The sequence below is a fragment of the Ensifer sp. Root142 genome (genome assembly GCF_001426785.1).
Lineage (GTDB): Bacteria > Pseudomonadota > Alphaproteobacteria > Rhizobiales > Rhizobiaceae > Ensifer > Ensifer canadensis.
Map to the genome: position 1 here is coordinate 1 of NZ_LMFK01000047.1, position 12825 is coordinate 12825.

Below are 12825 nucleotides of genomic sequence, written 5' to 3' on the forward strand. Positions count from 1 at the left end.
ACGATGCCGGCGCCGACGGTACGGCCACCTTCGCGGATAGCGAAGCGCAGCTTTTCTTCCATCGCGATCGGAACGATCAGCTCAACGGCAACCGTGACGTTGTCGCCAGGCATAACCATTTCCGTGCCTTCCGGAAGCGTAACGATACCCGTCACGTCCGTCGTGCGGAAGTAGAACTGCGGACGGTAGTTCGTGAAGAACGGCGTATGACGGCCGCCTTCTTCCTTCGTCAGGATGTAGGCTTCGGCCATGAACTTCTTGTGCGGCTTGACCGAACCCGGCTTGCACAGGATCTGGCCACGCTCAACGCCGTCACGGTTAACACCACGGATCAGCGCGCCGATGTTGTCGCCGGCCTGGCCCTGGTCGAGCAGCTTGCGGAACATTTCAACGCCGGTAACCGTCGTCTTCGACGTGTCGCGGATGCCGACGATTTCAACTTCTTCGCCAACCTTGACAATGCCGCGCTCAACGCGACCGGTCACAACCGTACCACGGCCCGAGATCGAGAACACGTCTTCGATCGGCATCAGGAACGGCAGGTCGATCGGACGCTCAGGCGTCGGGATGTAGGCGTCAACAGCGGCCATCAGCTCGCGGATCGCGTCTTCGCCGATCTTCTTGTCCGAATCTTCAAGAGCAGCAAGTGCCGAACCCTTGATGATCGGAATGTCGTCGCCCGGGAATTCGTAGGACGACAGCAGTTCGCGAACTTCAAGCTCGACGAGCTCGAGAAGCTCGGCGTCGTCAACCTGGTCGACCTTGTTGAGGAACACGACGATCGCCGGAACGCCAACCTGGCGAGCAAGCAGGATGTGCTCGCGGGTCTGCGGCATCGGGCCGTCAGCAGCCGAGCAAACCAGGATCGCGCCGTCCATCTGCGCTGCACCGGTGATCATGTTCTTGACGTAGTCGGCGTGGCCGGGGCAGTCGACGTGCGCGTAGTGACGGTTCGCCGTCTCATACTCAACGTGAGCCGTCGAAATCGTGATACCACGGGCCTTTTCTTCCGGAGCAGCGTCGATCTGGTCGTACGCCTTGTACTCGCCGAAGTACTTCGTGATCGCTGCAGTCAGCGACGTCTTGCCATGGTCAACGTGGCCAATCGTGCCAATGTTAACGTGCGGCTTGTTGCGCTCAAATTTGCTCTTTGCCATNGTGATCGCTGCAGTCAGCGACGTCTTGCCATGGTCAACGTGGCCAATCGTGCCAATGTTAACGTGCGGCTTGTTGCGCTCAAATTTGCTCTTTGCCATGGGTACGTTTCCTGTGGTCAAGTATGATTGATCAGCCGGCGGGGCCGGTTTGTGGAGCCGTTTAAGGGTTTCAAGGGATTTGCGCAAGACTTAATTGCGTACGCCCGGACCGGCCACGGCCGCCTTTTCCTACCTCATGTAAGAATGGCGCATCGAAGATGCAAGCCGGGCAGATTCCCGAATCACTTCGTCGCGTGACGAAAGAACAAACAACAGCTTACGATGAGCAGTTGAAGCGTCGCATTAAAAAGGAGAAAACGTCAGCGCGCTGCTGGAGCGGGTAGCGGGAATCGAACCCGCGTATTCAGCTTGGAAGGCTGCTGCTCTACCATTGAGCTATACCCGCGGGCCTTCGATCCAGAAGCAGAATGGTGGAGGGAGTTGGATTTGAACCAACGTAGGCTGAGCCAACGGATTTACAGTCCGTCCCCTTTAACCACTCGGGCATCCCTCCATTATTCTGTCGGGATCAAGTCGACCAAGCATTTGAGATCGTGAGACATCCAGCGATTTGTCGTTGCCGCCTCTCGATCTGCGCCGGGTATATGACGGCCCGCCTTGCTCCTGTCAACACGCCAGAACGGAAAATTTGTGAAATTCTCCACAGGTCCGCTTTGTCCACCACTATCGAATTCCGTTCCCAGGCCAAGCGAAGCGCTCTATAAGGCAGGCATGAGCAAAGATGATACGGGCGACAAGAGCGCCAAGAACACCCATTACGCCACTCTCAGACGCGCCCACCGCGACGCCAAGCGCGAGCGCGGAGAAATTCCGACGCCAAAGCAGGATCGCTGGCGCAAGCAGCCGGGCGACTGGAAGCCGCCCGTGCTCGCACCCGAACAGGTGCTGCTCTATGGCCTGCATACCGTTCGCGCGGCACTCGACAACCCGGCGCGCAAGATCGTTCGCCTGTGCGTGACCCAGAACGCTGCGACGCGTCTGGAGCTCGGCGAGTTCTCCGAACTTCCCTTCCCGGTCGAGACCGTGGCGCCGCAGGACCTCGACAAGATCCTCGGGCCCGACGCCATTCACCAGGGCGTGATGCTTGAAACCAAGCCGCTGCCGCTGCGCAAGCTCGAGGCACTCAGCGAATCCAGGCTCATTCTCGTGCTCGACCAGGTCACCGATCCGCACAATGTCGGCGCGATCATGCGTTCGGCCGTTGCGTTCGATGCTGGCGCCTTGATCACCACCATCCGTCACAGCCCGACCGAATCAGGCGTTCTTGCGAAATCAGCCTCCGGCGCCCTGGAAATGATCCCCTATATCCAGATCACCAATCTCGCCGACACGATCGACGAACTGCACCGCCTCGGCTTCCACACGATCGGGCTCGATTCGGAAGGACCGGCCCCGCTCGAAGGCACCTTCGCCGGCGACAAGGTCGCGCTGGTGCTTGGTTCGGAGGGCAAGGGTCTCAGGCAGAAGACACGGTCGACCGTCAAGGCGCTCGCCCGCCTCGACATGCCCGGCGCAATCAAGTCGCTGAATGTGTCGAATGCGGCAGCGATCGCCATGTATGCGGCGCGTCAGTTCCTGAGCAAATAAGACGGCCGGTCGTTAAGATCGCCAAACACCTGTGAAGCTCTCCGGCTACTTGAAGCCGGAGAGGCTAGCCCGCCGAATAGAGCCATTGATTGGCGATACCGGAAGCATCCGCGGGTGTCTACCTCGACGCTGGGGAACCGATCCCCGTGTAGCAGCTGCGATGCACGCCGTTGCTGTCGTCAGAAACGCGTCGCTATATCTTCGTCAACTCGAAGCCATAGGCTCTGATTGCTCGCCGTCGGGCATCCGTCGCGAAGCTTCTTCCAGGTGGTGACGTTGAGGTTCATCTCGCAGCGCGCAAGATAGGAAATGCCGCCGACGCGCAGGCAGGCGATCTGCCCGAGCTCGTATTTCGAGCCATCGCGATTGCGGCAGGTGCAGCGCGTGTCCGGCGGCGACGCATACCCGACATCGGCGGCCACCAGCGCGACCACCGCAGCGATGACAGCCAAGGGCCTTCTCCGCCGGTCTTTCATGAGCGCATCATAATACAGATCCGCTGACACGAAAACGGACAATGCCGGCTGCATGCTCAACCGGCACCGTCCGCAATGGGGCCAACGCCCCTTCATCGGACCACTGACGTGATCCGATGAACTCTTGTTTTAGCTGGCCAGACGAAGGACAGTGCCTTCGGCAATGGTCTTTTCTGCCTCGGCGATCGCGAACTGCTTGGAGTCGGCGCTGAGGTTCAGGCCCTCGGCGCGCACAAATTCGACGTCTGTGATACCGAAGAAGCCGAAGACCGTCTTCAGGTAGGATTCCTGATGATCCATCGCCGAAGCCGGGCCGGCGGAATAGTGGCCACCGCGGGTCGAAGCAATGATAACCTTCTTGCCCTTGGCGAGGCCTTCCGGGCCAGATTCGGTGTAACGGAAGGTCTTGCCGTTCACGGCGAGACGGTCGATCCAGGCTTTGAGCTGGCTCGGAATGGAGAAGTTGTACATCGGCGCGCCGACGATGACAGTGTCGGCAGCCAGGAATTCTTCGAGCATCTCGCGGCCGATCTTGACTTCGGCAGCCAGGTCGGCGTCAACACCTGCGAGATCGGCAGGCGCCATGATCTGTGCGCCGGTCAGATGCGGGATCCGGCTGGTGGCGAGATCGCGGTAGGCAACTTTGGCATCCGGACGGTCTGCCTTGATCTGAGCGGTGATCGCCGCCGTCAGGCGACGGGAAACGGAGTGATCACCCAGAATACCGGAGTCGATGTGAAGGACGTTCATGTGAAGCACCTTTGTGTTGGCGTTGCGGTGCATCACATATGATTGGAAAACAATCGCGCGATAAGTCAGCGGTTATTTGACATACTGTTTCCGGATAGAAACAGTGAGACCGCGATCGGCGATGGGAGACGGAAATAGATGCAGGACCTGAACGACCTCGCCCTCTTCGCGGCCGTCGTGCGCAACAACGGCTTCAGTGCCGCGGCGCGTGATCTGAATATCCCCAAATCCAAGCTCAGCAAACACGTGGCGCGCCTCGAAGAGCAGCTCGGCGTCCGGCTGCTGGAGCGTTCGACGCGCAAGCTTCGCGTTACCGAGATCGGACGCGTCTTCTACGAACATTGCCAGAGCCTGCTCGATGGCGTTGCCGTGGCAGAGGCCGAGATCGCCGCCGTCAAGGCCGAGCCGACCGGTACGGTCAGGCTCGCCTGCCCGCTCGGCTTCACGCCGATGCTCGCCGACATCCTGCCTGCGTTCCATCGCCGTTATCCCGGCGTTCGCCTGCTGATTACTGCCACCAACCGGCGGATCGATCTGATCGAGGAAAGGATCGACGTGGCGTTGCGCGCCCGCGATCAACTGGACACCGACAATCAGCTGATCATTCGCAGGTTCGGAGAAGTGCGCCAGAGGTTGGCGGCGAGCCCCACCCTGCTCACCCGCTTCGACGACGTCACCATCGAAAATCTCAACGAGATGCCGACACTGTCGATGAACGAGCAGCACGCCACCGACGTCTGGCGCCTCGTCGATAGCGAAGGCAACACCACCGAAATTTCGCACCGGCCGATCATCGGCTGCAGCGATTTCCTCATCCTCGAGCGCGCAGCGATCGAGGGCATGGGCGTAGCGTTGCTGCCCGACCACATCTGCGAACGCGCCTTCCGCGCCGGCGTGCTTGCCCCGGTGCTGCCAGAATGGAGCTCGGGCGACGTCGTCGTCCACCTCGTCTTCCCCTCACGCCACGGCATGCTGCCGGCGACGCGCGCCCTGATAGACTACCTCGCCGACAATTTGCTGAACGCCCTGCAAAAATGCAGAGAGATCACGCCCCGGGGCGCTGGGACGTTCGATATCTGAAACGCTGTGCCAACCGGCCGACAAGTCGCGTGGTGCCTGGCCGCAATAGCGGTGATTTCGCCAAAAAGCACACGACCGCCTCATGAGGCGGTCAAAAATCCAGCAAGTAATTGAAAAAGTGGTGCCCCCACCAGGACTCGAACCCGGGACCCCCTGATTACAAATCAGGTGCTCTACCAACTGAGCTATAAGGGCACTTTCAGCGGTGGGAGTTATCATAATCTCACAGCGTGTAAAGCAAAATTGCGAATTCTCCCAATTTTTCAGATGCGTTTAGGGTCAGGCCGTGCCAGAAACGAAGCCTAGGCTCGGCCACCGCGGCGATGCTCAACATGTTGAACGGACTGAAAATTCATGGCTCGCACGTTCACTTCCCTCGCATTCCTTGCCTCTCCAGCGGAAGAGGCGCAAAAGGCGGCGGCTGATCTGAAGGCCATCTACGGCGATCATGAGGCCGACAAGGCCGACGTGATCGTCGCGCTCGGCGGTGACGGCTTCATGTTGCAGACGCTGCACCAGACGATGAATTCGGGCAAGCTCGTCTATGGCATGAACCGGGGGTCTGTCGGGTTCCTGATGAATCGCTACAGCACCGAAAATCTGACGGCGCGCATCTGCAATGCCGTCGAGAATGCCTTTCACCCGCTGGAGATGCAGACCACTGACGGTGAAGGCGCGACATTCACGGCGCTCGCCATCAACGAGGTCTATCTGTTCCGGCAATCCTACCAGGCAGCCAAGCTGCGCGTCGTCATCGACGGCAAGACCCGGCTCGAGGAATTGACCTGCGACGGATTGCTGCTGGCCACGCCCGCCGGCTCCACCGCCTATAATCTCTCGGCCCATGGTCCGATCCTGCCGCTGGAAGCCCCTCTTCTGGCGCTGACGCCCGTCAGCCCGTTCCGTCCGCGGCGGTGGCGCGGCGCCCTGCTGCCAAACCATGTCACCGTCGAGATCGAAATCCTCGAGGCCGACAAGCGCCCGGTCAACGCCGTTGCCGACCACCAGGAGGTCAAGTCGGTGGCGAAGGTGCGTATCGCCGAATCGGAAAACATGACCGCCCGCATTCTCTCGGATCCCGATCATTCCTGGTCGGACCGCATCCTGGCCGAGCAATTTTCCAATTGAGCCGACGTTCTGAACGCGCGATATGGTATGATTTCCGCGATCGCCGGATCATCGGCGAAGGACCAATTTTGCAGCCAGCGCCGCGTCGCAGTTCGAACGGGAAATCAAAAGCAATGCACAAGCCTCTCCTCCTTGCGCTTCTTCTCGCCATGGCCGGCGCGAACGCCCATGCCGAGGATGCGAGCGTGGTTTCGCCCGAAGTGACCTTTGTCACCAGCACAGGCTACTGGGAAGAAAGCGGCGATCGGCTTTCGGCGCTGGACCCGAACGGCACGCAGGCGGAAGCAACCACTAAGCCGAAGAGTGCCGAAGGCGCACGGCGCGGCTACTACAAGCTGATCGCGCTGCGGCAACAGGACGGCACCGCACATATTCACCTGCAGCAGATCGAGGCGACGCCCGCTGGGCCGGAAGTCGTCTCATCCGCCGAACTCGAGGAATTCTCGTCGCTGAGGGCTTATGTCACGGACATACGGCCGGAAACATCCACAGGCGTGACCGCGCAGCCCGGCATGTTCGCGACCGTTTATCTGAAGACCGACCCTGCCGCCCGCGAGCCGGAGAGTTGGACGGTCCTGATCGACGATCTCGGCGACATCAAGGTCGAGCGGGCATCGAACTGAAGCGCATCGCGATCTCCAATGACCGCGCGCACTTTGCGTGCCACGCTCTAAGCCAAAAACAAAGGCCGGATGAAAACACCCGGCCTTCTTCGTCCCGTACGTCCTACGTCATGCCGGCACACGAGCGCCGAGCAGTGCCAGACTAGTTCAAATCATCCACGACGGCATCAGCACCACCGCTGACGCGGTGGGCAAGGGCTGCCTCCATGAACTCGTTCAACTCGCCGTCCAGTACATCACCCGGCGCCGTGCTTTCGACGCCGGTGCGCATGTCCTTGACCAGCTGGTAGGGCTGCAGCACGTAGGAGCGGATCTGGTGGCCCCAGCCGATATCGGTCTTCGATGCTGCTTCGGCGTTGGCCGCGTCTTCGCGCTTCTTCAACTCGGACTCGTAAAGGCGGGCGCGCAGCATGTCCCAGGCTTTGGCCCGGTTCTTGTGCTGAGAACGTTCTTGCTGGCACTGTACGACGATACCGGAAGGCATATGCGTGATGCGCACCGCAGAGTCGGTGGTGTTGACGTGCTGGCCGCCGGCGCCCGACGAGCGATAGGTGTCGATACGGCAATCGCTCTCGTTGATGTCGATCTGGATCGAGTCGTCGACAACCGGATAGACCCAGATCGAAGAGAACGACGTATGGCGACGCGCGTTGCTGTCATAGGGCGAGATGCGAACCAGGCGGTGGACGCCCGATTCGGTCTTCAGCCAACCATAAGCATTGTGGCCCTTGACGAGCAGTGTGGCCGATTTGATGCCAGCCTCTTCGCCGTCCTGAATTTCCATCAGTTCGACCTTGTATCCCTGGCGCTCGGACCAGCGGGTGTACATGCGCAACAGCATGTTGGCCCAATCCTGGCTCTCGGTGCCGCCGGCACCGGAATGCACTTCGAGATAGGTGTCGTTCTGGTCCGCTTCGCCGGACAGCATCGCCTCGACCTGCTTCTTGGCCGCTTCATTGCGCAGTTCGCGCAACGCCTGTTCGGCGTCGGCAACGATGGCGGCATCGCCCTCTTCTTCACCGAGCTCGATCAGTTCGATGTTGTCGCTGAGCTGCTGCTCGAAACGGCGCAGGCCGTTGATGCCATCGTCGAGTTGCTGGCGCTCGCGCATCAGCTTCTGCGCTTCGGCCGCATCATTCCAGAGCGACGGATCTTCCGCCTTGTTATTCAACCAGTCCAGTCGTCTTACCGCCTGATCCCAGTCAAAGATGCCTCCTCAGCAGGCTTATGGCCTGCTTGATTTCGTCGACAATGTTCTCGATTTCGCTGCGCATGATCCTGCTTCTTGTGAACCCGATTTAACGTGAGCGTCAAATAGCGATGCCCGCCGCTGATGTAAAGGCGGCGGGCATCGGGAGACTGGGAAAGGGCCTAGAACAGGCCGTTGGAACCGGATGTGACAGCCTGGTTTGCCTGCGGGGAATTCTTCAAAATTTCCTCCGGCGGCACGTACTGGTCGAGGCCGCCGATGACCGAGAAGGTATCGGCCGGGCCGGTGCCAGGCTTGAAGGCTTCGATGATCGTGTCCGGCTCGCCCTCGTAGGCCGCCATGCCGGTCTTGCGGTTGACGGCGATCATGTTCATGCCTTCCGGCACCACGAACTTGCCCGGGCGCGAACCCTTGACGGCTTCCTGCATGAAATTGTTGAAGATCGGCACGGCAAGGCTGCCACCTGTCGCGCCGCGACCGAGCGGGGCCGGATTGTCGAAGCCGAGGTAGAGGCCGGCGACGAGATCAGGCGTGTAGCCGACGAACCAGGCGTCCTTCTCGTCGTTGGTGGTGCCGGTCTTGCCGGCAACAGGGCGATCGAGCGTGATCTTGCCGGCGGCGGTGCCACGCAGGACCACCCCCTCCATCATCGAGGTGATCTGGTAGGAGGTCATCGGGTCGAGAACCTGTTCGCGGTTGTCGGTCAAGACAGGTTCTTCCTGGTTGCCCCAATCAGCCGCGTTGCAGTTGTCGCAGGTCCGGTCTTCATGACGGAAGATCGTCTTGCCGTAGCGGTCCTGGATCCGGTCGATCAGCGAAGGCTTGATCTGCTTGCCGCCATTGGCAAGAACCGAATAGGCCGAAACCATGCGCAGCACCGTCGTTTCGCCCGAGCCCAACGACATCGCCAGCAGCGGTGGCATCTTGTCGTAGATGCCGAAGCGTTCGGCATATTCGGCAACGATGTTCATGCCCATGTCGTTCGCAAGGCGAACCGTCATCAAGTTACGCGATTTCTCGATGCCGAGGCGCAGCGTCGACGGGCCGGCCGAGCCGCCGCCATAGTTCTCAGGGCGCCAGACCTGGCCACCGGCAACGATTTCGATCGGCGCATCGAGAATAACGGATGCGGGCGTATAGCCGTTGTCGAGCGCAGCAGCATAAACGAACGGCTTGAACGAGGAACCCGGCTGGCGCATCGCCTGGGTCGCGCGGTTGAATTCCGACTGACCGTAGGAAAAGCCGCCGACCATCGCCAGCACGCGGCCGGTCTGCGGATCCATCGCGACGAGGCCACCCTGGACCTTCGGCGGCTGACGCAGGCGGTATTCACCCTTTTCTGCCAACGGCTCGACATAGACGACGTCGCCCGGGCCCAGCACACCTTCAGGCGACTTGGCGGATTTGCGTTCGCCAGCGGCCGAGCGATAGGCCCACTGCATGTTCTTTGCGGAGATATGACCGGTCACGCGTTCTGCGATGATCTTGCCGGAGGCTTCCTTGTCCGGCTGGATGCCGATCTCGACACCCTGACCATCGGCCGAAAGCACGACAGCGAGCTTCCATTCCGGCACGTCGGCCAAGGACACGACCTTGCCGAGCGGCTCGCCCCAGTCGCCGCCGATCTCGATCGACTTGACCGGACCGTGGAAACCGCGGCGTTCGTCATAGCTGAGCAGCCCGTCTTGCAGCGCCTTGCGCGCGGCGATCTGCATGCGCGGATCGAGTGAGGTACGGACCGAAAGGCCACCTTCATAAAGCGCGTTGTCGCCGTACTTCTGAATGATCTGCCGACGCACTTCCTCGGCAAAGAAATCGGATGCGAAGAGATGTGCGCCACCGCGGCGAGGATTGACGCCGAGCGGCTGCTTCTTGGCGTCTTCGCCGTCGGTCTTGGTGACGTAGCCGTTCTCGACCATACGGTCGATGACCCAGTTGCGTCGCTCGATCGCAGCATCCACCTTGCGGAAAGGATGGTAGTTGGCCGGACCCTTCGGCAGAGCCGCAAGGTACGCAGTTTCTGCGATGGTCAGTTCTGTCACCGATTTATCGAAATAGGTGAGTGCTGCACCGGCGATGCCATAGGAATTGAGGCCGAAGAAGATCTCGTTGAGATAGAGTTCGAGAATACGGTCCTTGCTATAGGCCTGCTCGATACGGAAGGAGAGGATCGCTTCCTTGACCTTGCGGTCGATCGTCTGGTCCGACGAAAGCAGGAAGTTCTTGGCCACCTGCTGCGTGATCGTCGACGCGCCGACGGGGCGGCGACCCGATCCGAAATTCTGGAGATTGACGGTGATGGCACGCGCGAGACCGGTGATGTCGACGCCCGGGTGCTGATAGAAGTTCTTGTCTTCGGCCGAAATGAATGCCGCCTTGACACGGTCCGGGATCGCCTGGATCGGCAGATAGAGACGCCGCTCGCGGGCGTACTCCGCCATCAGCGCGCCGTTACCGGCGTGAAAGCGCGTGGTGACCGGCGGAGAATACTTCGCCAATACCTCGTAATCCGGCAAATCTTTGGTGACGCTGCCGAGATAGATGGCAACGGCCGCGGCGACACCGAGCAGCAAGAACGCACCAATGCCGAAGAAATATCCAATCAGTCTGATCATCAGTCAGATACCGGTACCTTATTATCGTCCAATCGCCAGGCCGCAAAAGCCAATCGAGACGCTTCCCGTCCCAACGGTCCGCATTTCGTCGGCCTGGCCAAACGCTTCTATCAGAAATCGTCTGGCATTGCGGCTACACGCGCCCACCCAGTTCCTCATATGGCGAGGGCCACCGGGCATCAACACTGTTTCCCAACAAATCCGGGCGCAATTCGGGTTAGGTCCCGGATTGTGCGTAAAATAGGGCTTGTTTCCGATTATCGAGTGCGCATCCTGTTGAAAAGCATATCGCTGTTACCGAGGCGACACAAATCACATCGTATGCTGCGCCGTCAAACAGATCATCGCGACCGGATCTCAGCCGCCGTTTGCGACAGCCTGTTCGCGGTAGCGCTTCACGGCAACGGCGAGCAGGCCGGACACTTTCTTGCGCCATTCCGGATCGAGCAGCAGCTTCTCATCGTCCTTGTTCGACATGAATCCGAGCTCGAGCAGGATCGACGGAACATCCGGCGCCTGCAAGACACGGAAGCCCGCGTGACGGTGCGGATTGTTGATGAGGTTGATCTGCCCCTCGAAGGACGACACGACAGTGCGTGCCATGTTGACCGAGAAAGCCTGGGTCTCGCGGCGCGTCAGGTCGATCAGGATATCGGCGACTTCGGCCGGCTCGCTCTGGAGCGGTACGCCAGCGATCTCGTCCGAAAGGTTTTCGCGCTGCGCCAGGTCGGCCGCCAGATGGTCGGACGCCTTGTCGGAAATCGTATAGACGGTGGCGCCGCGAATGTCCTTCTGTCTCAATGTGTCGGCATGGATCGAAATAAACAGATTGGCGCCTTTGTTGCGGGCGATCTGCACGCGTTGCGGCAGCGACAGGAAAACGTCCTTGTCGCGGGTCAGAAAAGCTTCGATGCCGCCTTCGCGGTTGAGCGTGGCGACAAGCTCCTGCGCGAAGGCAAGCGTGACATGCTTTTCCTCGGTCTTGGTGCCGCTGCCGATCGCGCCGGTGTCGATACCGCCGTGGCCGGCATCGATCGCAATCACGAATGCACCGGTCTTTTGCGCAGGTGCAATTGTCGGCCGATCCGTTTTTGCCGAGACCACCGAGCCCGTCCACTGCTGATCCCCAAGAAGCGCGTCGAACCGGGTTTGGTCGACCTTCTCGGCATCGATGACCAGGCGATAACTCTTACCGCCCTCTTGCTCGATGACTTCGGCATGGGTGACCGCTACCGGCCCCTTTGCCGACAACACGAGGCGAGAACTGCCGGCGCCCATGCCGCCATAGCGGATGGCCTCGAACAATCCCCGCGGCTCGAGGCTCTCGGCCTTCAGGCCAAAGGCGGTTTCCGGCAGATCGACGACGACACGCACGGGGTTTGCCACATAATGAATGGAAAAGTCGGGTTTGCGGTCGAACTCGACCACGACACGTGTGCGCGCGTCGTCACCGGCAACCCGTGCGCCGAATGCCAGAAACGGTGCCGACTCGGCGGCGTATGCTATCGGTCCGGTCATCATCAAGACGCCTGCAACGAACACTGAAGCCGCGACGCGCGCGCCGCCGCGCAGCAGTGTCGACAACAGTGAAGCGTGCATATGATTAGCCGAAGGCTTCACCCGGTCTCTCCGTCAATCCACGAAATTCGAGCGGTCAAAGCGCCGGGCGTCCGCCCACACATACCGCGACATCCCTTGATCAATGAACCCTTATGGTTAACCAAAGCTTGACAGCGCTCCTTACGCAACGCGGCCAAGGCATATGATTCGCCGTTCCCCGACCTACTCTACCGGGGCAAGCGAATCGATCATTATTGTGGCGGCACAGGCTTTTCCCTTGCCAATGTGACATAGAAAACATAAAAGCATCACAAGGAGAAAGTGTTGACGGGATAGAATCGTGGGCCGGGCAGCCGGAGCTTTCCAGAGCTTGGCGCCAGGGAGTGATCGAGCCGGAATTGCCGGTTGCAACCGTATCATCTTTCCGCGGCCGCAAGGTGTTCATCCGCCGTCGCTGCATTTCCTCCCCGTACACTGGATCGTAAATTTCCGGCGGTGGCCGGAGTTCTTAGCGGTGATTTTTCACCGGCAAGCCCGCAAGCGGGCGCATTCATCGGGTCTTTATGAGACCTTTGACAT

At 60.2% G+C, this 12825-nt stretch carries 10 protein-coding genes and 3 tRNA genes; 4 read left to right on the plus strand and 9 right to left on the minus strand.

The genetic code is table 11. The features are described 5' to 3' along the window. The 3 genes from tuf to ASD52_RS32155 all read right to left on the minus strand — a co-directional run. Nucleotides 1–1157: elongation factor Tu (tuf, locus tag ASD52_RS32145; RefSeq protein ID WP_057211408.1), on the minus strand; the 1157-nt coding region annotated here is incomplete at both ends. A gap of 371 nt (nucleotides 1158–1528) precedes the next feature. Continuing rightward, nucleotides 1529–1602: transfer RNA gene (locus tag ASD52_RS32150), tRNA-Gly, on the minus strand. A gap of 23 nt (nucleotides 1603–1625) precedes the next feature. Continuing rightward, nucleotides 1626–1710 (minus strand) — tRNA-Tyr (locus ASD52_RS32155). 218 nt (nucleotides 1711–1928) lie between these two features. Between ASD52_RS32155 and ASD52_RS32160 the strand changes: the two genes are divergently transcribed. Beyond that, nucleotides 1929–2804 (plus strand): RNA methyltransferase, encoded by an 876-nt coding sequence (locus ASD52_RS32160; RefSeq protein ID WP_025426650.1) that lies wholly within the window; start codon nucleotides 1929–1931, stop codon nucleotides 2802–2804. Between the two features lie 179 nt (nucleotides 2805–2983). Here ASD52_RS32160 and ASD52_RS32165 read toward each other — a convergent pair whose 3' ends face one another. Together ASD52_RS32165 and ASD52_RS32170 are read right to left on the minus strand one after the other, a co-directional pair. Next, on the minus strand, nucleotides 2984–3280 hold the full coding sequence (locus ASD52_RS32165; protein WP_025426649.1) for a hypothetical protein: 297 nt from the start codon (nucleotides 3278–3280) through the stop codon (nucleotides 2984–2986). Between the two features lie 129 nt (nucleotides 3281–3409). Continuing rightward, entirely contained in the window at nucleotides 3410–4030 is a 621-nt protein-coding gene (locus ASD52_RS32170; protein ID WP_025426648.1) for an FMN-dependent NADH-azoreductase, read from the minus strand. 138 nt (nucleotides 4031–4168) lie between these two features. On the opposite strand from ASD52_RS32170, the gene ASD52_RS32175 reads away from it, so the two are divergent. Continuing rightward, nucleotides 4169–5110: a LysR family transcriptional regulator gene (locus ASD52_RS32175; RefSeq protein WP_025426647.1), complete on the plus strand. Its 942-nt coding sequence runs from the start codon at nucleotides 4169–4171 to the stop codon at nucleotides 5108–5110. A gap of 119 nt (nucleotides 5111–5229) precedes the next feature. Here ASD52_RS32175 and ASD52_RS32180 read toward each other — a convergent pair. Next, a tRNA-Thr gene (locus ASD52_RS32180) sits at nucleotides 5230–5305 on the minus strand. Between the two features lie 159 nt (nucleotides 5306–5464). Between ASD52_RS32180 and ASD52_RS32185 the strand changes: the two genes are divergently transcribed. Together ASD52_RS32185 and ASD52_RS32190 are read left to right on the plus strand one after the other, a co-directional pair. After that, nucleotides 5465–6238, plus strand: a complete 774-nt coding sequence (locus ASD52_RS32185) for an NAD kinase (protein ID WP_057211412.1) — start codon at nucleotides 5465–5467, stop codon at nucleotides 6236–6238. 113 nt (nucleotides 6239–6351) lie between these two features. After that, nucleotides 6352–6861: a hypothetical protein gene (locus ASD52_RS32190; RefSeq protein ID WP_025426645.1), complete on the plus strand. Its 510-nt coding sequence runs from the start codon at nucleotides 6352–6354 to the stop codon at nucleotides 6859–6861. A gap of 142 nt (nucleotides 6862–7003) precedes the next feature. On the opposite strand, the gene prfB is transcribed toward ASD52_RS32190, so the two are convergent. The 3 genes from prfB to ASD52_RS32205 all read right to left on the minus strand — a co-directional run bounded on the left by prfB (nucleotide 7004) and on the right by ASD52_RS32205 (nucleotide 12207). Then, nucleotides 7004–8135 (minus strand): peptide chain release factor 2 gene (prfB, locus tag ASD52_RS32195; protein ID WP_107027587.1). Its coding sequence is split into 2 segments (ribosomal slippage): nucleotides 7004–8065 and nucleotides 8067–8135, totalling 1131 coding nucleotides; the frame shifts between segments, so codons are not numbered across the junction. A gap of 97 nt (nucleotides 8136–8232) precedes the next feature. Beyond that, nucleotides 8233–10686 (minus strand): penicillin-binding protein 1A, encoded by a 2454-nt coding sequence (locus ASD52_RS32200; RefSeq protein ID WP_025426643.1) that lies wholly within the window; start codon nucleotides 10684–10686, stop codon nucleotides 8233–8235. A gap of 357 nt (nucleotides 10687–11043) precedes the next feature. Next, entirely contained in the window at nucleotides 11044–12207 is a 1164-nt protein-coding gene (locus tag ASD52_RS32205; protein WP_225906184.1) for an N-acetylmuramoyl-L-alanine amidase, read from the minus strand. Nucleotides 12208–12825 lie beyond the last annotated feature (618 nt).